Origin of the sequence: Limimaricola cinnabarinus LL-001 (assembly GCF_000466965.1) — a bacterium.
Taxonomy (GTDB): Bacteria; Pseudomonadota; Alphaproteobacteria; order Rhodobacterales; family Rhodobacteraceae; genus Limimaricola; species Limimaricola cinnabarinus.
This window is the reverse complement of record NZ_BATB01000013.1, coordinates 1-21,653: the sequence shown is the minus strand read 5'-3', so window position 1 is coordinate 21,653 and position 21,653 is coordinate 1. Positions and strand designations below refer to the sequence as shown.

Below are 21,653 nucleotides of genomic sequence, written 5' to 3'. Positions count from 1 at the left end.
ACAGTCAATACATTTGTTACTAGAGTATACCAAAGGTCAGCCGAAACTGACGCTCCCTCTCAGCTACATCTGAGGCCTTTTAGCCTATGCGGCCACAACGCGTTATTCCCACTTCTCGGCCGACCCTCTACATGTTATTAGTTTATGATACAAATGTGCGAAAGAGGATAAGATCGTGAAGGCCGCAATTCTCACCGCTCCGAACGCCTTAAGGCTCCAAGAGGCCGCCGCCCCTCAACTCGAGGCGGGCGATGTCGTGATTCGCGTCCGTGCCGCCACGATCTGCGGCACCGACATCCGTATCCTTCGCGGCCGCAAGACCGCCGGGGTTCGCTACCCCTCCGTGCTCGGCCATGAATTCGCGGGCGAGGTCGTCGAGACAGGCGACCACGCAGGCCTCGACCTCGGAGACCGAGTGGCGCTCTGCCCCGCCATCGCCTGCGGCCACTGCGACCGCTGCAAGCGCGGCCAGGAGAACCTTTGTGCCGATGGTGCCAATATCGGCTACGAGATCGACGGCGCCTTTGCGGAGCAGATCCGCATTCCCGCACGCGCGGTGCGGGCGGGCAACCTGCGTCATCTCCCCGAGGCCATGAGCTTCGCCGAGGCAGCACTCGTGGAGCCGCTCGCCTGTGTGCTCAATGGACAGAACAAGGTCGGGCTGGGCCTCGGCGATACCGTCGTCATTCTCGGGGCCGGGCCGATCGGCCTGCTGCACGTGGCACTGGCGCGGCTGCGCGGCGCAACCCGGATAATTGCCACCGATCCCAACGAGCACCGTCGCGCCGCCGCGCAGGCGCTGGGCGCTGACCTCGCCTTGGACGCCCGCCTGCCCGATCTCGTGGACAGGTTGCGGGCCGAGACCGGAGGGCGCGGGGCCGACGTAGTGATCTGTGCCATCGGCCTGCCAGCGTTGGCCCGACAGGCCACGGACATCGCGGCCCATGGCGGCCGGGTCAGCCTCTTTGCGGGCTTCTCGAAGGGCGAGACCGCCGAGATGGACGTCAATGCAATCCACTACAATGAAATCACCGTGACCGGCGCCTTCGGCCTGTCGCGCGCCGATTATGACCGCGCGTTCGACCTGATCGCCTCGGGCCGCCTCAACGTGCAACCGCTCTTAACCCACAGCTTCCCGCTCGACGACGCGCTTGCCGCCTTCGAGACCGCGGAGAGCGGCACGGCCATCAAGGTGGCGATCCTCAATGACTGAACCGGCCACGATAGACGTGCTGATCCTCGGCGGCGGCATCAATGGCTGCGGTACCTTTCGTGATCTCTGCGCCCAAGGGGTCGATTGCTTGCTGATCGAGCGGGATGACTTCTGCTCGGGCGCGTCGGCGGGCTCATCGCGCCTTATGCACGGGGGGCTGAAATACCTCGAAACCGGCGAGTTCCGATTGGTGCGCGAAAGCGCCGAGGAGCGGGATCGTCTGCTGTGCAACGCCGCGCATTACGTGACCCCCCTCCCCTCGATCCTGCCGCTGCGCAGCCGGTTCGGCGGCATCCTGCCCTCGATCCGCAGATTTCTGGGTGGCAAGGCCAGCCTGACGGACCGCGGCTCACTCATCACCCGTGCAGGTCTCACGCTCTATGACCTTTACGGTCGCCGCGTGAGCGCGCTGCCGGGCCACAAGATGCTGTCGCGCCGGGCCCTCGACGCGCGGGTCGCCGGGCTGGACGCGGGCGTGATCGGCGCGGGGCTCTACTACGAAGGACAGCTCAGCTATGCCGAACGGCTCGGATTGGAACTGTTGCTCGACGGCGAGACGATGCATCCCGCCTCTCGCGCTTTGAACCATGCGTGCGTGGTCGGCGCGCAGTCGGGCGTAGTCACCTATGCGCATGAAGGGGCGACGCATCGCGTGCGCCCTCGGGTGATCATCAACGCCGGCGGCGCTTGGATCGACCGCATCAATGCCGACCTCGGGCTCGAGACGGATCTGATGGGGGGCTCTAAAGGCGCGCATATCGTGGTCGAGAACCCGGCACTTTTCGCCGCGCTGAACGGCCACATGGTCTATTTCGGCACGCGCGACGGGAGGGTGAACCTGCTGTACCCCTTCATGGACCGGGTGCTGATCGGCTCCACTGACATCAAGATCGACGACCCCGACGCCGCGCAGTGCGACGAAGATGAAGCCGCCTATCTGTGCGCGGTCATAGCCGAGATCTTTCCGGAAATCCCCGTGGGCGAAGACCAGATCCTCTACCGCTTCAGCGGCGTGCGCCCCCTGCCCCGCGCCGATGGCGAGATCGGCCTCGTGACCCGCGATCATTCCATCGCCGAGTTGACCCTGCCGGAGGGGCCGCAGGTACTGTGCCTCATCGGCGGCAAGTGGACGACATTTCGCAAGTTCTCGGAAACGGCGGCGACGGAGGTCCTCACGCGGCTAGGGCGCGCACGGCAGCGCGCCACTGAGACCATGCCAATCGGCGGCGGCCGGGATTTCCCCATGGGTGCCGATGCACGCGCGGTGTGGATCGCGGAGCGCTCGCACAGCAGCGGTTTGCCCGCAGGCCGGATCGACACGCTGCTTTCGCGGTACGGCACCCGTGTCGATACGATGCTGCCGGCGCTGTCACGCAGCGACACGCCGCTTCTCGCCTTGCCCGACTACAGCCGCGAAGAGCTGATGCATCTGCTGCGCACCGAACGGGTGGGCGGCCTGTCCGACCTGCTGCTGCGGCGGACCTCGATCGCCTTGTCCGGACGGCTGACGCCCGAGGTTGCGCAAGAAGCGGCACGGATTGTGGCCGAAACGCTCGGCTGGAACGCGGACACCACCCGCGAAGCACTCGACCGCTTGCCTGTCAGCCGAGCGGCCTGACCGGGATCGGCCCTTCCAGCGCACCCTTGGGCCACTGAAAGCTGTCGGGGAACTCCCAGCTCGGGTCGACCCCGGCAAAAAGCTTGAAGAAGGCGATGGCGTAGGCGGAGTTGTGGTGCGCGTTCTCCTTGAACGACCACCAGATGCCCAGATCATCGAAGTCGACCCCGAGTGCTGCATCCCGACCGAACTCCTGCCGCACCGCGAGCGCATAGACGTTGAGGCAGAAGACCGTGCAGCAATACCCCTCGGGCCAGAAGTACTCGGGCCGTTGCGGATCGACGTCCGGGGGGCCGCCGACCACAGTCAGCGGCGCCTCCTTCAAAAGCAGGCGCAGCATCATACCCGCGGCATGGCTGAAGTAGGCCGGGCGTGCGGCGCGGTCGTGCGGATGACCGCGTTCGACGACGCGCAGCCAATGTACGAACCCCGAAGCAAGCTTGGCGTCGTCGACCTCGAAGCGCAGTCCTGTTTCTACCGAGACACGTTGCACTGCGGCGCGAAAGGCAGCCCGAAACCAGCGCAGCCGCCGGGCCGCCACCCGGACCGGCTCCGATGTCGCGGGCATGCCGAGGTCCTTGATCGTCAGGTCAGACATGATGTCGAAACTCCTTGAGCAATGCGGCAAGGGTCACCTCGTCACCTTCGGCGCAGGCCAACTCGCTTCGCAGGGCGATAGCGATCATCGAAGCGGCATCCAGCGCGTCGCTTGCGTCACCGATGTCCCTGTCGCTCAGCATCCATAGCAGCATCGCAAACAGCGCGAGACGCTCCGCCTCATGCGCCGATAGATCCGCCGCCGGCTCCATGCGAACATCCGCGATGACCTCGGCCTCGCTCATCGCGACGAAAAGCCGGGCCGAGCGCGTCGTGGCACCGGTGCCGCCACCCCGCAGGAACGCGGCGCGCAGACGCATTTCGGACACCAACGCGTGCCGCGCGCCCAGACCCCGCAGCACATGGCCCAGCGCCGAATAGGCCGCCGCGGCAAAACAGGCCGCGTTCACTTCGTCAGCGGGCATGTCTGCGAGCGAGAGATCCGGCGGTGCGGCGCCCGCGCCGATCAGCAGGCCGACAACCTCTTCGGCCATCTCGGCCATCCGGTCGGCCCCGGTGATCGCGAAATTCGCGACCCGCGCGACCGGTGCGCCGCCGTGGCTTGCGGCCTCGACCACGGCATCGCGCCCCTCGCGCGCGACGTGGCGGATGCTGCGCAGCGCCTCGCGCAACACGACCGTGCCCGGAAGCTCGCGTCCCGATCTTCGGCCCGCCGGTGGCATCATGATCCCCTCCTTGGTGGCCGGTCCGGCCCGACGCCAGACTGAGCCCATGGTATCAATTCGCCAAGGCCGCGAAAAGCGCCGAGGCAGGGCGCCGCGGCGTTGTCTCGATGAAGTGACGCGTGGCGACGAGATCGCGGTTGCCCGCCTGGCTACCCAACCCGGTCGCGTTTTGCGCCGAGGCGGCCTGGCCGTAGGTCACGCAGTCTTCAACCGATAGCCCGAGGTGCAGCCCTGTCGCAAAGCCCGCGTTGAAGGCGTCGCCGCAGCCGCAGGTGCATTTGACGTCGATCTGGAAGGCGGGCGCGTAATGACGCCGTCCCTGGCCGTCGCGGTAGAGCGCCCCATCCGGCCCCAGCGTCAGCACCACCGCGCCGGCCCCCTCGCCCAGCAGCGCATCTGTGACGTCTCCCAGATCAGAGAGGCCGGTGACCGCCATCGCCTCCTCCTCGGAGGGCATGAAGTAGTCGGCATGCGGCAGCAGGCGGCGCAGCGCCGGCATGTCGTCCGCGTTTGAGGCAAAAACGTCGAGCGTGGTGATGACGCCGCGCGCCCGCGCCTCCTGCAGAATTTCGGCGGTGCGGCCCTGATCCATCCGGTCCATCAGCCCGACCCCGCCGACATGCAGGATCTTCGTGTCGAGCACCACGTCCATGTCCTTGTCCTCGACATAAAAGGCCCCCGTCGCGCCCCGCTTGTGCAGCGCGGGCCGCGCCCCATCGGGCCGCGTGGTGACGATCGAAGACGAGGTGGCGACGCCGGGACAGCGCTGCATCTGCGCGACATCGACCCCATAGCCCGTGAGCTTCATCATCACCCAGTCGCCCATGTCGTCCTCGCCAACACCGCCGACGGCCTGCACCCTGAGACCGTTCTTGGCCGCGACGATGGCCGGGCTTCCGGCCGCACCGGAGACGGCGAGAGCGAACTCTTCGACGAAATAGGTGCCCCCCTTCGGAGGCAGCGCGTCGACCGGTCGGCACAGCGCGTCGAAGGTGATAAAGCCCATGGAGGTGTAGTCAAAGGCGCTCATGCGACGCTCCTGTAGGGCTGAACGCGCAGCCGCGCGCCGGTTTCGGTGTCAAAGTAGCACAGGCGGTCGGGATCGAAGCCGATCCTGACCAGATCGCCCAAGTTAAAGCGCGCGTCGCGCGCCGCCTTGACCTCGAACAGCGTCTCGCCGGTGCGCAGCGTCAGATAGGTCGTCTCGCCGGTCGGCTCGACCCCGTAGACCCTGCCCTCCAACGCGGCGAGCCCCTCGCCCACCACGTGGCAATCCTCTGGGCGCACGCCCAGCGTGACCCGCCCTGAGACACCCCCCGGACAGGCGACGACCAGCCCCGGCGCGGCGAAGCGTCCGTTCTCGGCCAGCCCCTCGACGAGGTTCATCGGCGGCGCGCCGATGAAGCCCGCGACGAAGGTGTCGGCGGGGTCCGAATAGATCTCGTCGGGGGTGCCGATCTGCCGGATCGCGCCCTTCTCCATGATCACGATGCGATCGGCGAGCGTCATGGCCTCGATCTGGTCGTGGGTGACATAGACCGTAGTGATCTTCAGCTGCCGCTGCAGGTGCTTGATCTGCACCCGCATCGAGCTGCGCAGCTTGGCGTCGAGGTTCGACAGTGGCTCGTCCATCAAGAAGACCTGCGGCTGGCGCACCACCGCGCGGGCGAGTGCGGCCCGCTGGCGCTGGCCGCCGGAGAGCGCGCCGGGCTTGCGATCGAGAAAATCGCCCAACTCGACCATCTCGGCCGCACGGCGGATCAACCGGTCCTGGTCGGCCTTCGGGATGCCGCGCATCCTGAGCGGAAAACGGATGTTCTCGTAGATCGACATGTTGGGGTAGAGCGCGTAGCCTTGAAACACCATGGCGACGTCCCGGTCGCGCGCGTCCACCTCGTTGACGACCTCGCCGCCGATCACCACTTCGCCCTCGCTCGGGACTTCGAGCCCGGCGATCATCCGCATGGTCGTGGTCTTGCCGCAGCCCGAGGGGCCGAGCAGTACGAGGAACTCCTCGTCCGCGATGTCGAGATCCATGCGGCGGACCCCGGTGAAGCCGCCATAGCGCTTCACCACGTCTTTCAGTTCGATGCGTGCCATTGGATTATCCCTTTACCGCGCCCATGGTCAGGCCCCGCGACAGGTGCTTCTGGATCAGGACGATCAGAACCAGGATCGGCAGGAAGGCCAGAAAGGAGACTAGAGCGATTGCGTTGTAGATGACGCCGTCCGAGCCACCAGTGAAGTTCGCCAACGCCACCGACATGGTGTAGGCGTTCTTGGTGGAAGCGATGAGCAGCGTGAACAGGAACTCGTTGATCGCGAAGATCGCGGCGATTACCGAAGCGGTGATGATGCCGGGCAGGCAGGCGGGGATGATGATCTCCCACAGGATCCGCAGATCCCCCGCCCCGTCGGTGCGCGCCGCGTCCTCGAGCTCCTTGGGGATGTCGAGCATGTAGGAGCGGATGATCCATACGACGATCGACAGGTTCACCGCAGCATAGATCAGCATGAGCGCGAACACGCTGTCCAGAAGCCCGAGATTGCGGAACAGAAAGAAGATCGGGATCGCAACGATGGCGGGGGCCATCATGCGCGTCGACAGGATGTAGAACCCGATGTCATCGCGGCCGCGATACTCGTAGCGGGTCAGCGAATAGGCCGCCGGAATGCCCAGGATGAGGTCGATGACGACCGATCCGGTCACGGCCAGCACCGAGTTGCGCAGGTAGTCGAAGATCGGCCAATCGGCGAGCAGCAGCCGCCAGGCGTCGAGCGAGAAGGTCGGCCAGTAGATCGGCGTGGGCGTGATGATCTCGGTCCGCGGCCTGAAGCCGATGGAGAGGAACCACACGATCGGCACGAGGCAGAACAGCGCCCAAGAGCCCAGCACGAGATACCGCAGAACGAGGTTGTCGCCCTTGGATTTGCGTCGCTTGGCCATCACGTTTTCCCCGATTTGAAGGCCCGCTTCACGACAAGCTGCGCCGCGAGGATGGTGATGACGAGCATCACCACGGCAGCTGCCGAAGCATAGCCGAAATTGAAGGTCTGGAAGCCCTGACGATAGATGAAGTAGCTGATCGTCTCGGTCATGCCGCCGGGCGTGCCCTTGGTGAGGATGAAGACGTTGGTGAACATCGTCATGATGTCGATGCCGCGCAGCACTACCGCCACGGCGATGACGGGCCGGATCATCGGCAGAGAGATGTTCCAGAAGATCGCAGGCCAGCTCGCCCCATCTAGACGCGCGGCCTCCTCGACCTCCTGGTCTTGGCTTTGCAACGCGGCCACGAAGATGATGAAGAGAAACGGCGTCCACTGCCAGACGTCGGCTACGATGAGCGTGGTGCGCGCCAACCAGATGTTGCCGAGAAAGTCGAGGTTGCCCTCGATCAGCCCGAGTTTGCGCAGCAGGTCCGAGATAACGCGACCATCGTTGAAGGCGAGCTTCCAGATGAAGGCCACCGCCGAGGGCATGAACAGCATTGGCATCAAGAAGGCGATGCGCCAACCCCGGATCAGCGCGTCGCGATAGGCAAAGAAAGCCAGCGCCATCGCGATCACGCATTCGACGGTCAGGGCAATGCCGCCGATCAGCAGCGTGTTGAGCATCGCCTGCCAGAACTCCGCGTCGCCCGCGAGCTCGACGTAGTTGTCAAAGCCGACCGGGATCCACTCGGTAAAGCGCACGAGGTAGAAGGATTGATAGACCGCGTAGGCGCCGGGATAGAGGGTGATGCCGAGAAGGTAGATCACCGCCGGGGCGACCAGCAGGTAGGGAAAGGCGCGACGCAGCGCCGGGCTGCGCCGACGCAGCGTCTTTTCGCGAGGGCGGGCCCGGTCGGGGGCGGCCTGCGCCGCCCCCCCGGTCTGATCGATGGCAGCCATCGGATCAGCCAAAGGGCAGCGGCTTGCCCGCGCCCATGTAGACTCCGTCCTTCACAGCCGCGTAGTCGAAGATCTGTCGATTGGAGAAGAAGCCGTTCTTCTCCATGATCTTGCGCCAGGCCGCGTTGCCGTTCTCGAGCGCCTCCTGCCCCGAGATCTGGCCCACGATCGCCTTGTTGATCTCGTTGCCCAAGACCTGCTCCATCTCGAACATGCCGGGGATGCGCGGCGCGCACCACGCGTGATCGAGGCTGTTGGACCAGACTTCGGCGGGTTGGGAGACCTCGCGCAGGCGCGGGTTGTTGAGCACCGAGCGGTATCCCGGCGCCACGCCGTTGGCGTTGGCCTCGTTCATCGCCATGATCGACGAGGTGGTCAGGAAGGCCAGCATCAAAAATGCGCCTTCGGGGTTCTGCGACGTGGCGGCCACGCAGGAGGTCGAGCCCGCGATGTTAGGCGGCGCGAAGCGACCGCCCTCTACGCGAGGCTCATAGATCGTAACGAAGTCGCCGACGATCTGGCTCTGATCGGGGCGCATCGCCTGGGTGCCGCTGTCCTGCCAGGAAATGTTGGTTGCGACCTGACCACCGAGCCAGGCGGCGCGGTTCTCGCCCCAGCCTGCGCCAGAAACCCCCTCGATTGCGTTCTTCGACAGGGCAAGCAGGATATCCATCCCCTTTTGGCCCGCCTCGGAGTTCAAGATCGGTTCGAAGTTCTCGTCGAACAGCTCCATGCCGCATTGCGCGGCGATGTGCTCCCAGCTGTAGGTCGACCAGAAGCCGCGCGCGCCCAAGAGTCCGATGGGCGCCACGTTGCCACCCAGCTTCGACAGCTCGTCGGTGATGCGGATCAGCTCGTCATAGGTGGGCACCGTGTTGGCCACGTCGATCGGCCCGCCGGTCACCTGCTCAACCAACGATTTGCGCAGATGCACCATCTGGATGTCGCAGTCGAAGGGAAGACCGTAGAGTCCCTTGTCGCCAAAGTAGCCGTAGTTCAGCCGGTAGGTGTCGTAGAAGTCGCCGAGCGGCAGGTTCCACTTCTCGGCATAGTCGTCGAGCTTGGCAAGGAAGCCCGGTGCCGCGAAGTCGCCCAGCCAAGGCGAGAAGAACTGCAGCGCGTCGAAGGAGGCGCTGCCGGAGATGAACTCGGCGATCGCCTTGTCATAGAAGCTGTCGTCGGGAATCGGGACCAGTTCGACCTTGATGCCCGAAAGCTGCTCGAAGGGCACGAGGCCCTCGGCCGCCGATTCCTGGTCGGCGGCGCCAACGGCAAAGCGGACAGTCTTGCCGGCCTGCTCCTGGCGCACTTTTTCCCAGTCGACGTTGCGGATCCAGTCGGTCGCCGGGTCCCATAGCGGCTCGCCGCTCATGTTGTAGAGGTCCTGATAGTCCTTGCGGACGTATTCGCGCACCGAGATGCGGTCGAGCACCGACTGCGGGTCTGGCAGATCGCTCTGGGCGAACAGCGGCGTGGCCCGAAAGCCGGTTCCCGCCGCGAGACCCGCGGCCGCGGACGCGCTCAGGAACCGCCGACGCGAGATGTCGTATTTCCGATGAGTCATGAAGATCCTCCCATGTCAGCGGACACCGCTCCGCCCGGCTCCCCACCGGGTCCACGCGTCGCGACATTCGTCGCTGGCGCAGAAAGAACTGATGTAACCCGCATCTCAATTATGTTCATTGCGGACGTTCGGTCAAGTCGCTTTCCGAACGGGATGTCCCCATACTTACAAAGCAATCAGCTCAACTTCCCACACAGCAACATCCCGCACAGGTCGACACAAGTCACTTCAGGGGAACACTTGTATTGACAAGCGCACCGAAGTTCACGATGGTTAGGGGGAACTCAGGAGTATGCGCTATGCCAACGAACGTGGCCCTGACCGGCCTTGCAAAAGACCTCGAACTGCGCGCGCAAAGCGGTCGGCCGATCCGGATCGGCCTCGTGGGTGCAGGCGAAATGGGAACCGACATCGTCACCCGCGTGGCGCATATGCCGGGCATCGAGATCGGCGCGATCGCCGAGCTGAACCTTCCCAACGCCGCCAAGGCGGTCGACATCGCCTACCGCGAAGTGGGCCACTCACAGGTCGTCTCGACCGGTGACGAGCTCGAGCGCGCCATTGAACAAGGCCGCGTCGCCACCACCGACAAGGTCGAACTGCTGCTGGAATCTGGTCAGATCGATGTGGTCGTCGACGCCACCGGCGTCCCGGCCGTCGGCGCGCAGATCGGCCTCGAGGCCATGGAGCGCGGCAAGCATCTCGTGATGATGAACGTTGAGGCCGACGTCACCATCGGCGCCTACCTGCGCGCCCAGGCCGAAAAGCTCGGCGTGGTCTACTCGCTCGGCGCCGGCGACGAACCCTCGTCCTGCATGGAGCTGATCGAGTTCGTCTCGGCCATGGGCCACCGCATCATCTCGGCCGGCAAGGGCAAGAACAACCCGCTCAACATCGACGCCACCCCGGCCGAGTATGAAGAGGAAGCGCATCGCCGTCACATGAACCCGCGCATGCTGGTGGAGTTCGTCGACGGCTCCAAGACCATGGTGGAGATGGCCGCCATCGCCAATGCAACCGGCCTGACGCCCGACAAGCCCGGCATGCACGGCCCCGCCGCCACCCGCGAAGAGCTGTCGAAGGTTCTGATCCCCGCCAAGGACGGCGGCGTGCTGTCCTCGGGCGAGGGCCGCGTCGACTACACCATCGGCAAGGGCGTGGCGCCGGGCGTCTTCGTGGTGGCCGAGATGGACCACCCCCGCGTGCGCGAGCGCATGGAAGACCTGAAGATGGGTGAGGGCCCCTACTTCACCTTCTTCCGCCCCTATCACCTCACCTCGCTCGAGGTGCCGCTGACCTGCGCGCGGGCCGTGCTCTATGGCAAGGCAGACATGGTGCCGATGGCCCGCCCCGTGGCCGAGGTCTGCGCTGTCGCCAAGCGTGACCACAAGCCGGGCGACAAGCTCGACCAGATCGGCGAATACAGCTACCGCGCCTGGATCATGACCGTGCAGGACGCGACGCGAGAGCGCGCCATCCCCTGCGGCCTGCTCGCTGGGGGCACCGTCACCGCGCCAATCCGCAAGGGCGAACTCATCACCTATGCCAACGCCACCCCGCCGGAGGGCAGCCGCATTGCAGCGCTGCGCGCCCGGCAGGACGACATGCTCGCCACCCTGTGAGGACCGCCATGGCCAAGGACGACAACACCCCCTTCGCAATCCGCAACTACGAGGCGGAGACGCTGCGTAAGGCGCTGCGCAAGATGTATCTCATCCGCTTCTTCGAGGAGGGCGCCGAGGACAGCTACATGCGCGGGCTGATCCACGGCACGATGCACCTGTCGATCGGACAGGAAGCCTCGGCGGTGGCGTCGTGCCTGTCGCTCACCGACGAGGACAAGATCACCTCGACCCATCGCGGCCATGGCCACTGCATTGGCAAGGGAGCCGAGGTCGGCCGCATGTTCGCCGAATTCTTCGGCAAGGAGGAAGGCTACTGCCACGGTCGCGGCGGCTCGATGCATATCGCGGACGTGACCAAGGGCAACCTCGGCGCCAATGGTATCGTCGGCGGCGGCATCCCGATCGCCGTGGGTGCCGCACTCACCGCCAAGCAGCTCGGCACCGGCGCGGTCACGGTCTGCTTCTTCGGCGACGGGGCCAACAATGAGGGCGCCTTCCACGAAGCGCTCAACATGGCGACGGTCTGGCAGCTGCCAGTGGTCTTCGTGTGCGAGAACAACAAATACGGCATGTCAACCTCGACCGAGCGCTCGACGGCTGTGAAGAACATCTCCGAACGCGCTGCGGCCTACCGCATGCCGGGCCGCACCGTCGACGGCAACGACTTCTCGGCGGTGGCCGAGGCCGTCTCGGAGGCAGTAGATCGCGCGCGGCGCGGTGAGGGGCCGAGCCTCGTGGAGAACCTGACCTACCGCTGGCGCGGCCACTCCAAGTCGGATCGCAATCGCTATCGAACCAAGGAGGAGATCGACGCTTGGATCGCGCGCGACCCGATCCTGCGCTTCCGCGACGAGCTCATGGCGCATGGCATTATCGACGTCGACGCGGCCGAGGGCATCGAAGCCGCCGCGCGGCAGGAGGTCGAGGAGGGCATCGCCTTTGCCAAAGGAGGCACCGCGCCCTCCGTCACCGAAGTCACCAGATACGTCCATGCGGAGGCCCGGCCATGAACGCCCCGACCCGTCACCCCGAAGTACAAAGCCGCGAGCTGAGCTACGCCGAGGCGATCCGCGAGGCGATGGGCCTGGCGCTTGCCCGTGACGAGCGGGTGATCCTCATGGGTGAGGACATCGGCGTCTATGGCGGCGCTTTCCAGGTCACCGGCGATCTCGTGGAGCGCTTTGGCCCCGACCGGGTGCGCGACACGCCGATCTCCGAACTTGGCGGCGCGGGCGTAGCCGTCGGTGCAGCGCTCACGGGGCTGCGACCGATCTTCGAGTTCCAGTTTTCGGACTTTGCCACGCTGGCCATGGAGCAGATCGTCAATCAGGCCGCGAAGATGCGCTACATGCTCGGCGGCGAGGCTTCGGTCCCCGTGGTGTTCCGCATGCCCTCGGGCTCGGGAACCGGAGCGGCGGCCCAGCACAGCCAGAGCTTCGAGGCCTGGTTTGGTCACGTGCCGGGTCTCAAGGTGGTGCAGCCCTCGACGCCCGAGGACGCTAAGGGTCTGCTGCTCGCAGCACTCGAGGATCCCGACCCGGTGGTGATCTTCGAGCACAAGCTGCTTTACAAGATGAAGGGCCATGTCCCGGAGGGCTGGTACACCACCCCCATCGGCAAGGCAGCGGTGCGGCGCACCGGCCGTGACCTGACCATCGTGGCCTCGGCCATCATGGTACACCGGGCCCTCGCAGCGGCTGAGACGCTCGCCGCCGAAGGGATCGACGTTGAGGTAATCGACCTGCGCTCGGTGCGTCCCATCGACCGAGAGACCATCATTGCCAGCGTCCGCAAGACCGGCCGCCTGATCTGTGTCTACGAGGGCGTGCGCACCTTGGGCGTTGGCGCCGAGATATCGGCGATGATCGCCGAAAGCGATGCCTTCGACTATCTCGACGCGCCGATTCTGCGGCTCGGGGGTGCCGAGGCGCCGATCCCCTACAACCCCGATCTCGAAAAGGCGGCGGTGCCGCAGACGCCCGACATCGAAACCGCCGCGCGTCGGCTGGTCCGCAAGGAGGTCTGACATGGCAACCGAGGTCATCCTGCCCAAGGTCGACATGGACATGGAGTCGGGGCTGGTCTCCGTCTGGCACGTCGCCGCCGGGAGCTCCGTCTCCAAGGGCGACGCGCTGTTCGACATCGAGACCGACAAGGCCGCGATGGAGATCGAGGCCCCCGCCAGCGGCATTCTCGCGCATGTGATCGCGCCGGAGGGAACCAAGGTGCCCGTGGGCAGCGCGGTGGCCTGGATCTATGCCGAAAACGAGACCATTCCCGAAGCGGCACCGGGTGAAGCGGCGCAGGCGACCGATGTCGCCGCCCCCCCGGCCGCCGCTCCAGGCGCCACATGCACGAAAGTGGCCGAAGCCGCGGAGCCAAGGCCCGCGGACACCCGGCCCGAACAACCAAGCGGCAGCGTCGAGACCGATGAACCCCGGCCCCGCGCCACCCCCGCCGCCCGTGCCGCCGCACGCACGGCAGGGCTCGATCTCGCCCGCCTCGTAGGCAGCGGCCCGCAGGGGCGTATCCAGTCCGACGACGTGGCCCGTGAGATCGAGGCACGCGAGCGTCCCGCACCCGCTGTCGAGACACCGTCCCGCCAGCCCGCGCCGGAGGCTCCGGCCGCGCCCGTCAGCTGGACCGAGCGCCCCGGCGCGCTCGCCGTCACCCGCCGCAAAGGCCAGGGCAGCGGCGCGCCCGTGGTGCTGGTCCACGGCTTTGCCGCCGACGCCACCGGCTGGGCGCCGATGGAAAAGGCGCTGGGCAACGCCCGTGAAATCATTCGCATCGACCTCGCCTGCCACGGCCGCTCGCCGCTCAAGCGCATCGAGAGCTTCGCTGCATTCGCACGCCTCGCGGTGCAGGCCTTCGACGATTTGAACCTCGATGGCGCGCATCTTGTCGGTCATTCGCTGGGTGGTGCCGTTGCCATGTCCATCGCCGACATCCGCCCCCGCGCCATGCGCAGCCTCGGGCTGATCGCGCCTGCGGGGCTCGGACCCGAGATCGATGGCGAAACGCTTTTGGGGATCGCCCGCGCGTCGCGCGCCGAGAGCCTTGCACCGTGGCTCAAGCGGTTGGCGGCGGACCCTGAGGCGATCAGCTGGGACTTCGCGCAGGCCGCGATGCTGTCGCGCATGGACGAGGAAATGCGCGCAGCCCAGCGCGACCTGGCCGACCGCCTGTTCCCGGACGGCACACAAGGCTTCGACCTCTCGGCGGCCCTTGGCCGTGTCGAGGTGCCGCTGCGGGTCATTTGGGGCAAGCAGGACAGCATCCTGCCTTGGCGGCACGCGCTGCGGGCGCCCGATCACGCGAGCCTGACGCTGCTGGACAAGGTCGGGCACATTCCGCATATTGAGCGGCCACAGGCTTGCGCCAAGGCACTGGGCGAACTCTTCGTGATTGCCGAGGCCTCTTCCCGGGGGTGATATGAACCAACTCGAACCGGCACGCGCCGCGTCGGCGCGGACCAGCGAGACCGACCGCCTGCGTTCGCGGGCGGTCTGGCTTTACTACGCAGAAGGCCTCAAGCAGTCCGATATCGCCAAGATCCTCGACGTGACGCGCGTGACCGTGGTGCGGCTGCTGGCCGATGCCCGACGCCGAAACGAGGTCCGCATCACTATCCGCTCGCCGCTCACCGAGCTGGCGAGCACCGAATTCAAGCTGCGCGAGCGCTATGGGATCGGCGAGGTCATTCTCGCCCCTGTCAGTGCCCCCGACGCCGACCCGACCCCGGCCATCGCCGCCGCGGCCGGGGCCTATATCTCAAGCGTGATAAAGAACGGCATGACCGTGGGCGTCGGCTGGGGCCGAACCCTGCACAGCAGCCTGCCCTTCATCACCGGCGGCTCCTTCGAAGAACTCAAAGTCATCTCGCTCCTGGGCGGCATCGCCGCGGCGCGGCGGTTCAACCCGGCCGAATTCGCGTGGCAGTTCACCGAAATGTTCCAGGGCGAAGGCTACCTGATCTCCGCCCCAGCCCTCGTCGACAGCCCCGAAACCAAGCACGCGCTGCTCGAGCGGTGCGGCCTCGCCTCGATCTTCGAGATGGCCGACAAGCTCGACTTGGCGATCTTCTCGACCGGTGGGATCTCGCAGCTCACGACCTCCTACCGCACCGGCCACCTGTCGGAAGCCGAGCGCGAGAGCTTGATCACTGCGGGTGCCGTGGGTGATATCCTTTACAACTTCATCGATGCCGAGGGCCGGCTGGTGGATCACCCGATCAACCAGCGCGCCATCTCCGCCGATCTCAAGCGCCTGCGCTCGGCCCGGGGGCGGCTCCTGGTCTCCGGCGGGCCAGACAAGCATGAGGTGATGCGCGCCGCGATCGCAGCGACCGCGCCCAGCGTGCTGATCACGGACGAGGAAACCGGCCGCGCGCTCTGCGATTGAGGCCAGCCTCGCCCGGCGTTGCAGCGGCACCTCGACTGGGTCCGACGCCGTCGAAAGTCCACCATCAGCGCAATGAAAGTTAGGGGTGCGTCCACCCTCACACCCGTCGCATGAGAAAAGGGCCCGGATCACTCCGGGCCCTTCGTCGTGCGGCAGAATGGACCGTGTCAACGCGCCGGGCGCTTTCCGAAGGCCACGGCTAGGATGATGATCGCGCCTGCCACCATGTTCTGCTCGGATACGTCGAGGCCCATGATGATCAGCCCATTGTTGATCGTTCCGATCAGCAGCGCGCCGACAAAGGTGCCGATGATCGTGCCGCGCCCGCCGAACAGGCTGGTGCCGCCTAGGATCACCGCGGCGATCGCGGCAAGCTCGATGCCGGTGCCGTAGTTGTAGCGCGCGGTCGACATCATGCCGGTGAACAGCAGCCCCGCCAGCGCCGCCGCCGCGCCGGACAGCAGGAAGCAGTAGAGCTTGGTGCGGTTGACGCGGATACCCGAATAGGCCGCTGCAACCCGATTGCCGCCGGTGGCCAGCACCTGCCGACCAAACGGCGTGTAGCGCAGCACCACGTGGCCCAGCGCCACCGCAACTACTGACCAGATCAGCAGCGACGGCACGCCGAACAGGTAGCCTTTGCCGAAGATGCCGTTGAAGGTATTGTCGGCGACCGGCACCGGGTTGGTGTAGGTCAGCCGCATATCGAGACCGCGCACGAACTGCATCATTCCCAGCGTTACCAGGAACGACGGGATCGCGAGCCCGGTCACGAACAGTCCGTTCACTAAGCCCACCAGCAACCCTGCGCCGAGTGCCGCGGCAACGCCTGCCACCATGCCGAAGCCGGCCTGCATCACGAGGGCGGCGACCAGCGCCGAGAGCGCGGCGGTGGAGCCGACCGAGAGATCGAGCTCGCCGGCTGAAATCACGAAGGTCATCGCCACCGCGATCACCGCGATCATCGCAGTGTTGCGCGCGATGTTGAACAGGTTGGGGACCGAGAGGAAGCCCTTGTCGCCTATTGTCGCGGCGAAGAATATCAGCACGGCGGTGAAGAACAGGTAGACGATGTAGCCGCGCCAGTCGAAGCCGGTCAGCTTCGGGGCCCGGACCGGCAAGCCGCCGGCGGCTCTAGCCTTGGATTGCATGGTGCAGCACCTCCTCCGTCGCGATGTCCTCGCGTTTCAATTCCTTGATCAGCCGTCCGTCATGCAGGACAAGAACTCGATCGCTCATTGCCAGCAGTTCCTCGAACTCCGACGAGATCACCATGACCGCCGTGCCAGCATCCGCGATCTCGCGGATGATCTCGACGAGGTCAGACTTGGCGCCGATGTCGACGCCGATCGTGGGTTCGTCGAGGATCAGCAGCCGCGGCCGGCGTTCGAGCCATTTGGCCAGCACGATCTTCTGCTGGTTGCCGCCCGAGAGCAGCCCGACGATCTTGTCCGGCCCGTCGGTGCGAATCTTGAGCCGCGCGATGGCGTCGTTCGCGGCGCGCCGCCCGGCGCCATCGCGTACGAACATGCCGCGAGTGAAGCGTCCCAGATTGGGCAGGATCAAGTTATCGTGCATCGAATGTTCGAGCACGAGGCCTTGAGTGCGCCGGTTCTCGGGCACCAACGCCACCCCGGCGGCGATCGCCTGATCAGTGCCGCGGACCGGCTTGCCGTCGATCCGCACTTCGCCGCTGCGGATTCGCCTGAGGCCGAAAATCGCTTCGGCGATCTCGGTGCGGCCCGAGGCGGTCAGCCCCGCTAGCCCGACGATCTCGCCAGCGCGGATCTCGAAGCTCGCGTCGCTGACCTTCTCCTCGAGCGTCAGCGCCTCGACCTCCAGTACCGTTGGTGCATCTTCTGGAAGGCGCCGCGCGTGGTACTGCATCGCCGCCTCGACCCCCTCGCCGAGCATCGCCTCGATCAGCTGCTGCATCGTTACCTCGCCGGTCGGCCGCGTCAGAGCGTCATGGCCGTCGCGCATCACGGTGATGCGATCGCAGATCTCGAAGATCTCGGCCATGCGGTGGGAGATGTAGACGATGGAAATGCCCTCTGACTTGAGCTTACGCACGAGGCCGAACAACGTCCGGGCCTCAGACTCCGACAGCGACGAGGTAGGCTCGTCCATGATCAGCACGCGAGCGTTCTTCGACAGCGCCTTGGCGATCTCGACCATCTGGCAGGCGCCGACGGACAAGGTCTCGACGATGGCGCGCGGGTCAATGTCCTCACCAAGATCGCGCAGGATCTTCGCGGCGCGCCGCTCGGCCTCGGCGTCGTTGAGAAAGCCGCCCGTGCGGGGTTCGTGATGCAGAAAGATATTCTGGGCGACACTCAGCGTGGGGATCAGGCTGAACTCCTGGAAGATCATCGCGATGCCGAGACGTTCAGCGTCGCGCGGCCCTGCCAGTTCGACCGCCTCGCCATCGAAGACGAGGCTGCCGCCATCCTTGGTATAGACCCCCGTGAGGATCTTCATCAGAGTAGATTTCCCGGCGCCGTTGCCGCCCATCAGAGCGTGGACTTCGCCGGGGCGCAGCGCGAAGCTCGCGTGCCGCAGCACCGGGATCGTGGCGAAGGATTTGTCGACGTCACGCAATTCGAGCAGATTTGCCATGGGGTTCCCTCCGGATCGGACATGTAGGGATCGGGCGGGCGCCGCGCACGACGCTCGCTCGGCCCTTGGATTTACTGTCCGAGACTTGCCGCCATCTGCTCTGGCAGCGGCTGGCGATAGATCGTCTCATAAGCTTCGGGCAGGTTGTCGCTGCTGACCTTGAGCGGCGGCACCACGACGTAGTCGGGCGTGTCCTCTCCGATCAGCGCCAGCGCGCCGATCGTCGCCTCGGCCACGCCTTGATCGTAGGGGCGCTGCGAGGAGATGCCGGCGATGAAGCCGCCATTGGCCATGTCGGCGGCGACGATCTGGTCGAAGTTCTCGTTGACGATCGGCAGATCCTGCGGCGTGCGCCCGAAGCTTTCCGCCGCGGCGACCGCGCCCATGGCCGGGATCGACCAAGAGGCGTAGAGCCCCTGCATCGCGGGGTAGCGCGCGATCATCGCTTGCGCCACCTGCTGACCCTTGTTGGGGTCGTCGTGACCGGCGGCGGCGATCAGCTTCATGTCGGGATACTTGGCCATCAGCCGCGCCACGAAACCGATGTAGCGTAGATTGGTGACGTAGAAGTCGTTGGCGAAATACATCGCGCCGACCTCACCCTTGCCATCGGTTGCCTCGGCTAGAAGATCGGCAAGGTACATGCCGAGTGCGAGGTTGTCCGAGGAGACTACGCCGGCGTAGTCCTCGGGCGCGTCCATGCCGTCGGCGGCCTGGTCGATGAAGACAATCTCCGAGCCGGCCGCAGCCAGCGACTGGAATGCGTTCGCGGTGGTTTGGGTGTTGAGCGGGATCGATACCACGAGGTCGGGCTTGAGCACCGCGATCGCATCAAGATCGGCAAGCTGCTTGGCGTCGTCCCAGTTAGCGTTGGTCTCCGCCACCACCTCGATGCCGAGCTTGTCGAATGTCTCGTTGAGGCCGATCAGCTGCTGGGTGGCCCAGTCGTCACCGAGCCAGCCCATCGAGATCGCGGCGGTGAACTTGCCGTCGCGGATCTTCTGCGCCTGCTCTTCGGTGATCCCGAGCGTCGAGGCGAGCACGCCCTCCTCGCCGCGCGGGCCGCCGCTGACCACGGTGTTGGACAGATCGTCGATCTTGGCCAGTTCGAGCGTCTTTTCGCTCGGCGGCTGGTACCAGAGCGGGTGATCGACATCACCGATGTTCGCGCCCTCCTGCGCAAACAGCGGGATGGCGGTGGCGGTCAGGATGCTGACCGACAGGGTCGCGATGCGACGGACGTGGGACATAAGCTTTCTCCTCAATGGCTTACGCGGGGTGACGGATTATTCGGCGGCGCTGGCGGTCTGGCCGCTGGCCGTTTGGGTGATGCCGGACCGGCCGAGCATGAAATCCCTGAGCATGGCGGCGAGCCGGTCCTCGGCCTCGAGCGCGAGGCTATGGCCGCATTCCTCGAACACCTCGGCACGCTCGACGCCGGTCGACATCTTGTTCATCTGATCCTCGACCAACGGGCCGAAGAACTCGGGCGCGCCGACGGTCATGATCGGCAGCGTGAGCTTCTCCTGCTTGAGCCTGGCGTTGATATCGCCGTTCTTAAGGCCGGCGCGATAGGTCTCGAGCACGCCGCGCAGCCCTCCTGGCGCTTGGATGCGGGCGATCCACTCGTCGATAGCCTCGTCGGTTATCGCGTTCGGATTGTAGGTTTCAGCCTTGATCCAGAACTCCCAGAATTCGCGCTCGCGGCCCTGGATTAGCATCTCGGGGATGTGGGGGATCCAGAAGAACGGGATATGCCACACCCAGACGCCCTTCTGACGGAACTGGGCCGAGATGTTCTCCGGCGTAAAGTTGGACCACTCCTCGAGCCCCTGCCCGGAGAGCAGCATTTCGCAAAACGACAACGTCCGGACCCGGTTTCGGAAACTCGCGGCCAGCACATAGGCGAACTCGGCACCGCGGTCCTCGCCATGGACGTGGTAGGTGTCATGTCCCAGTTGGGCCATCAGCTCGGCCGCGTCGGTCGCGTTGGTGAGCGAGTCGTAACCTTCGGCAGCGGGTGGGCGGTCGGTATAGCCAAAACCGCGCAGGTCGGGTGCCACGACAGTGAAGTGCTCGGTCAGAAGGGGAAACAGCTTGTACCAGTAATGGCTGGTCTTGGGCGTGCCGTGCAGTAGCAGCAGTGGCTCACCCTGCCCCGCGGTCACATAGTGCATACGGATGCCGTTCACCCGTGCCCGGCCATGCCGAACGGCGCGCCCGTGTGATCGTAAATTTCGGCCATGCCAGCCCCTCCCGATTTCTGCCTCGCATCAGATCCGATCGCTAGGGCCGTCGGGCCCTCTAAGCACAAACGAATCCTCCCTACATCAGGCATAACATGTGTAACTAACAAAATACAGTAGTTCATTGCATTCATACAGCGAACGGTCTATCGATCCGTGTGTGCATAGGAGGTTCGCCAGCGTTAGCTGCTGGTTATGAACTTTAATTGGCACTAATGAACAATAGTTTGACTCGAAGCAGTGCCTCATTGGGACATCAGCAGTCAGTCCGCATCGGACGGCTATCATTTGAAGGGATCGACTAAAGGCTAGACTGCCATGTCGCGCTTGGTGCCCCGCGGGAAAGCCAAGGTGACGACTGGGATGAGGCCTAGATTCCGCTACACAAACGACCTGCTAGCATTCAGCGCTCATGAGCGGATGAGCCTTGAACAGGGGGCAACCCCCCTGAAACGAACTGCCTGCCGGGATAGATTTATCTCACCCCGGTCTCATCCCGTACTCGGTCGAAGCGGCATGCAACCCTTCGGCCCAGTTCGAATCGAGCCACAAAGGCTCCAAGGCCGGGCGTCGCGGCTCCTGTCGACGCATCCGAGCGTAGCAGCTTCGAGTTCATAGGAAACTTCGAGTTGCAGGCGACGCTTGCTTGACGTTCGGCGATACGCGGCTAGCCTATTGGGACGTCACACAAGCAGTGCAAGTTCGAATTTCTACAAAGCATACAGTGACTTGGAAATCGCCGGAATTTCGCTGGGGCTCCTACCACCCCAGCCAGGTTTTTCCCAAGTCATTGATATTGTTGATGCCCCTGAACATGACTGGGGCGTGTCACACAGAGCTGTCACACCATGGTGCAGCACTGGATGACGGGGATCTCGGACCGCCTGCTCTCGATGGAGGGCGGCATGACCGCAATGAACCATGTCTTCCGAAGAGGCGCCGTCTATACGTGGCGCCGCCGGCTGCCTCGCACGCTGGTCAGGCGTGGAGCGCCTGTTGTGATGCAGTTGAGCTTACAAACCTGTGGATTACCGGCCGCTAGGCGTCTCGCCGCTATTGTGACAGCGCAGAGCGAAGCTGTATTTTGGGCCATGGAACACGAAAACCTTTCCCCCGAAGAGGCCCGGCATTTGCTGGAGCATAGCTTGCGCGACGCGCAGGCTCAGATTGGCGCTGTTGCACATATC

19 protein-coding genes are annotated in these 21,653 nt (G+C 65.2%); 8 read left to right on the top strand and 11 right to left on the bottom strand.

The features are described from left to right. Positions 1-175 precede the first annotated feature (175 nt). Both MBELCI_RS06860 and MBELCI_RS06855 read left to right on the top strand, forming a co-directional pair. Positions 176-1,213: a zinc-dependent dehydrogenase gene (locus MBELCI_RS06860; protein WP_021693438.1), complete on the top strand. Its 1,038-nt coding sequence runs from the start codon at positions 176-178 to the stop codon at positions 1,211-1,213. Then, a complete protein-coding gene (locus tag MBELCI_RS06855; protein ID WP_045319804.1) occupies positions 1,206-2,831 on the top strand; it encodes a glycerol-3-phosphate dehydrogenase/oxidase in 1,626 nt (541 codons plus the stop codon). The genes MBELCI_RS06860 and MBELCI_RS06855 overlap by 8 nt, the downstream gene beginning before the upstream one ends. Here MBELCI_RS06855 and MBELCI_RS06850 read toward each other — a convergent pair. Genes MBELCI_RS06850 through MBELCI_RS06820 form a run of 7 tightly spaced genes read right to left on the bottom strand, consistent with a single transcriptional unit; the run spans position 2,815 to position 9,572 of the window. After that, positions 2,815-3,429: a hypothetical protein gene (locus MBELCI_RS06850; protein WP_021693436.1), complete on the bottom strand. Its 615-nt coding sequence runs from the start codon at positions 3,427-3,429 to the stop codon at positions 2,815-2,817. The genes MBELCI_RS06855 and MBELCI_RS06850 overlap by 17 nt on opposite strands. After that, positions 3,422-4,114, bottom strand: coding sequence for a hypothetical protein (locus MBELCI_RS06845; RefSeq protein WP_021693435.1), 693 nt, complete (start codon positions 4,112-4,114; stop codon positions 3,422-3,424). Before MBELCI_RS06845 ends, MBELCI_RS06850 begins: the two co-directional genes overlap by 8 nt. A gap of 52 nt (positions 4,115-4,166) precedes the next feature. Further along, positions 4,167-5,144, bottom strand: a complete 978-nt coding sequence (locus MBELCI_RS06840) for a carbohydrate kinase family protein (protein WP_021693434.1) — start codon at positions 5,142-5,144, stop codon at positions 4,167-4,169. Then, entirely contained in the window at positions 5,141-6,214 is a 1,074-nt protein-coding gene (locus tag MBELCI_RS06835) for an ABC transporter ATP-binding protein (RefSeq protein WP_021693433.1), read from the bottom strand. The genes MBELCI_RS06840 and MBELCI_RS06835 overlap by 4 nt, the downstream gene beginning before the upstream one ends. A gap of 4 nt (positions 6,215-6,218) precedes the next feature. Continuing rightward, a complete protein-coding gene (locus MBELCI_RS06830; RefSeq protein ID WP_021693432.1) occupies positions 6,219-7,061 on the bottom strand; it encodes a carbohydrate ABC transporter permease in 843 nt (280 codons plus the stop codon). Then, entirely contained in the window at positions 7,061-8,008 is a 948-nt protein-coding gene (locus MBELCI_RS06825; RefSeq protein WP_021693431.1) for a carbohydrate ABC transporter permease, read from the bottom strand. Before MBELCI_RS06825 ends, MBELCI_RS06830 begins: the two co-directional genes overlap by 1 nt. A gap of 4 nt (positions 8,009-8,012) precedes the next feature. Next, positions 8,013-9,572 (bottom strand): ABC transporter substrate-binding protein, encoded by a 1,560-nt coding sequence (locus MBELCI_RS06820; RefSeq protein ID WP_021693430.1) that lies wholly within the window; start codon positions 9,570-9,572, stop codon positions 8,013-8,015. A 299-nt stretch (positions 9,573-9,871) separates the two neighbouring features. Between MBELCI_RS06820 and MBELCI_RS06815 the strand changes: the two genes are divergently transcribed. Genes MBELCI_RS06815 through MBELCI_RS06795 form a run of 5 tightly spaced genes read left to right on the top strand, consistent with a single transcriptional unit; the run spans position 9,872 to position 15,601 of the window. Next, the gene (locus MBELCI_RS06815) at positions 9,872-11,194 is read left to right on the top strand and encodes an NAD(P)H-dependent oxidoreductase (protein ID WP_021693429.1); all 1,323 of its coding nucleotides are present in this window, start codon (positions 9,872-9,874) and stop codon (positions 11,192-11,194) included. Positions 11,195-11,202: 8 nt separating this feature from the next. Beyond that, positions 11,203-12,207 carry a thiamine pyrophosphate-dependent dehydrogenase E1 component subunit alpha gene (locus tag MBELCI_RS06810; RefSeq protein WP_021693428.1) on the top strand — a complete coding sequence of 335 codons (1,005 nt, stop codon included), beginning with the start codon at positions 11,203-11,205 and terminating at the stop codon, positions 12,205-12,207. Then, on the top strand, positions 12,204-13,223 hold the full coding sequence (locus MBELCI_RS06805; RefSeq protein ID WP_021693427.1) for an alpha-ketoacid dehydrogenase subunit beta: 1,020 nt from the start codon (positions 12,204-12,206) through the stop codon (positions 13,221-13,223). The genes MBELCI_RS06810 and MBELCI_RS06805 overlap by 4 nt, the downstream gene beginning before the upstream one ends. A 1-nt stretch (position 13,224) precedes the next feature. Then, a complete protein-coding gene (locus MBELCI_RS06800) occupies positions 13,225-14,631 on the top strand; it encodes an acetoin dehydrogenase dihydrolipoyllysine-residue acetyltransferase subunit (protein ID WP_021693426.1) in 1,407 nt (468 codons plus the stop codon). A gap of 1 nt (position 14,632) precedes the next feature. Further along, a complete protein-coding gene (locus tag MBELCI_RS06795; protein WP_021693425.1) occupies positions 14,633-15,601 on the top strand; it encodes a sugar-binding transcriptional regulator in 969 nt (322 codons plus the stop codon). 167 nt (positions 15,602-15,768) lie between these two features. Here MBELCI_RS06795 and MBELCI_RS06790 read toward each other — a convergent pair whose 3' ends face one another. The 4 genes from MBELCI_RS06790 to MBELCI_RS06775 form a co-directional block, all read right to left on the bottom strand. Continuing rightward, positions 15,769-16,752 carry an ABC transporter permease gene (locus MBELCI_RS06790; protein ID WP_081698495.1) on the bottom strand — a complete coding sequence of 328 codons (984 nt, stop codon included), beginning with the start codon at positions 16,750-16,752 and terminating at the stop codon, positions 15,769-15,771. Beyond that, the gene (locus MBELCI_RS06785; protein WP_021693423.1) at positions 16,736-18,220 is read right to left on the bottom strand and encodes a sugar ABC transporter ATP-binding protein; all 1,485 of its coding nucleotides are present in this window, start codon (positions 18,218-18,220) and stop codon (positions 16,736-16,738) included. Before MBELCI_RS06785 ends, MBELCI_RS06790 begins: the two co-directional genes overlap by 17 nt. A gap of 71 nt (positions 18,221-18,291) precedes the next feature. After that, the gene (locus MBELCI_RS06780) at positions 18,292-19,470 is read right to left on the bottom strand and encodes a substrate-binding domain-containing protein (RefSeq protein ID WP_021693422.1); all 1,179 of its coding nucleotides are present in this window, start codon (positions 19,468-19,470) and stop codon (positions 18,292-18,294) included. A gap of 36 nt (positions 19,471-19,506) precedes the next feature. Next, positions 19,507-20,397, bottom strand: a complete 891-nt coding sequence (locus MBELCI_RS06775; protein ID WP_021693421.1) for an alpha/beta fold hydrolase — start codon at positions 20,395-20,397, stop codon at positions 19,507-19,509. A 974-nt stretch (positions 20,398-21,371) separates the two neighbouring features. Here MBELCI_RS06775 and MBELCI_RS21510 point away from each other — a divergent pair. Beyond that, positions 21,372-21,653 (top strand): DUF6538 domain-containing protein (locus tag MBELCI_RS21510; protein WP_369385387.1); only part of this gene is annotated, 282 nt, incomplete at its 3' end.

Bases quoted from the DNA above. Each gene is read 5' to 3' on its own strand.
- MBELCI_RS06855 (WP_045319804.1), top strand. From the start codon at position 1,206: ATGACTGAACCGGCCACGATAGACGTGCTGATCCTCGGCGGCGGCATC.
- MBELCI_RS06850 (WP_021693436.1), bottom strand. From the start codon at position 3,429: ATGTCTGACCTGACGATCAAGGACCTCGGCATGCCCGCGACATCGGAG.
- MBELCI_RS06845 (WP_021693435.1), bottom strand. From the start codon at position 4,114: ATGATGCCACCGGCGGGCCGAAGATCGGGACGCGAGCTTCCGGGCACG.
- MBELCI_RS06840 (WP_021693434.1), bottom strand. From the start codon at position 5,144: ATGAGCGCCTTTGACTACACCTCCATGGGCTTTATCACCTTCGACGCG.
- MBELCI_RS06835 (WP_021693433.1), bottom strand. From the start codon at position 6,214: ATGGCACGCATCGAACTGAAAGACGTGGTGAAGCGCTATGGCGGCTTC.
- MBELCI_RS06830 (WP_021693432.1), bottom strand. From the start codon at position 7,061: ATGGCCAAGCGACGCAAATCCAAGGGCGACAACCTCGTTCTGCGGTAT.
- MBELCI_RS06825 (WP_021693431.1), bottom strand. From the start codon at position 8,008: ATGGCTGCCATCGATCAGACCGGGGGGGCGGCGCAGGCCGCCCCCGAC.
- MBELCI_RS06820 (WP_021693430.1), bottom strand. From the start codon at position 9,572: ATGACTCATCGGAAATACGACATCTCGCGTCGGCGGTTCCTGAGCGCG.
- MBELCI_RS06815 (WP_021693429.1), top strand. From the start codon at position 9,872: ATGCCAACGAACGTGGCCCTGACCGGCCTTGCAAAAGACCTCGAACTG.
- MBELCI_RS06810 (WP_021693428.1), top strand. From the start codon at position 11,203: ATGGCCAAGGACGACAACACCCCCTTCGCAATCCGCAACTACGAGGCG.
- MBELCI_RS06805 (WP_021693427.1), top strand. From the start codon at position 12,204: ATGAACGCCCCGACCCGTCACCCCGAAGTACAAAGCCGCGAGCTGAGC.
- MBELCI_RS06800 (WP_021693426.1), top strand. From the start codon at position 13,225: ATGGCAACCGAGGTCATCCTGCCCAAGGTCGACATGGACATGGAGTCG.
- MBELCI_RS06795 (WP_021693425.1), top strand. From the start codon at position 14,633: ATGAACCAACTCGAACCGGCACGCGCCGCGTCGGCGCGGACCAGCGAG.
- MBELCI_RS06790 (WP_081698495.1), bottom strand. From the start codon at position 16,752: ATGCAATCCAAGGCTAGAGCCGCCGGCGGCTTGCCGGTCCGGGCCCCG.
- MBELCI_RS06785 (WP_021693423.1), bottom strand. From the start codon at position 18,220: ATGGCAAATCTGCTCGAATTGCGTGACGTCGACAAATCCTTCGCCACG.
- MBELCI_RS06780 (WP_021693422.1), bottom strand. From the start codon at position 19,470: ATGTCCCACGTCCGTCGCATCGCGACCCTGTCGGTCAGCATCCTGACC.
- MBELCI_RS06775 (WP_021693421.1), bottom strand. From the start codon at position 20,397: ATGCACTATGTGACCGCGGGGCAGGGTGAGCCACTGCTGCTACTGCAC.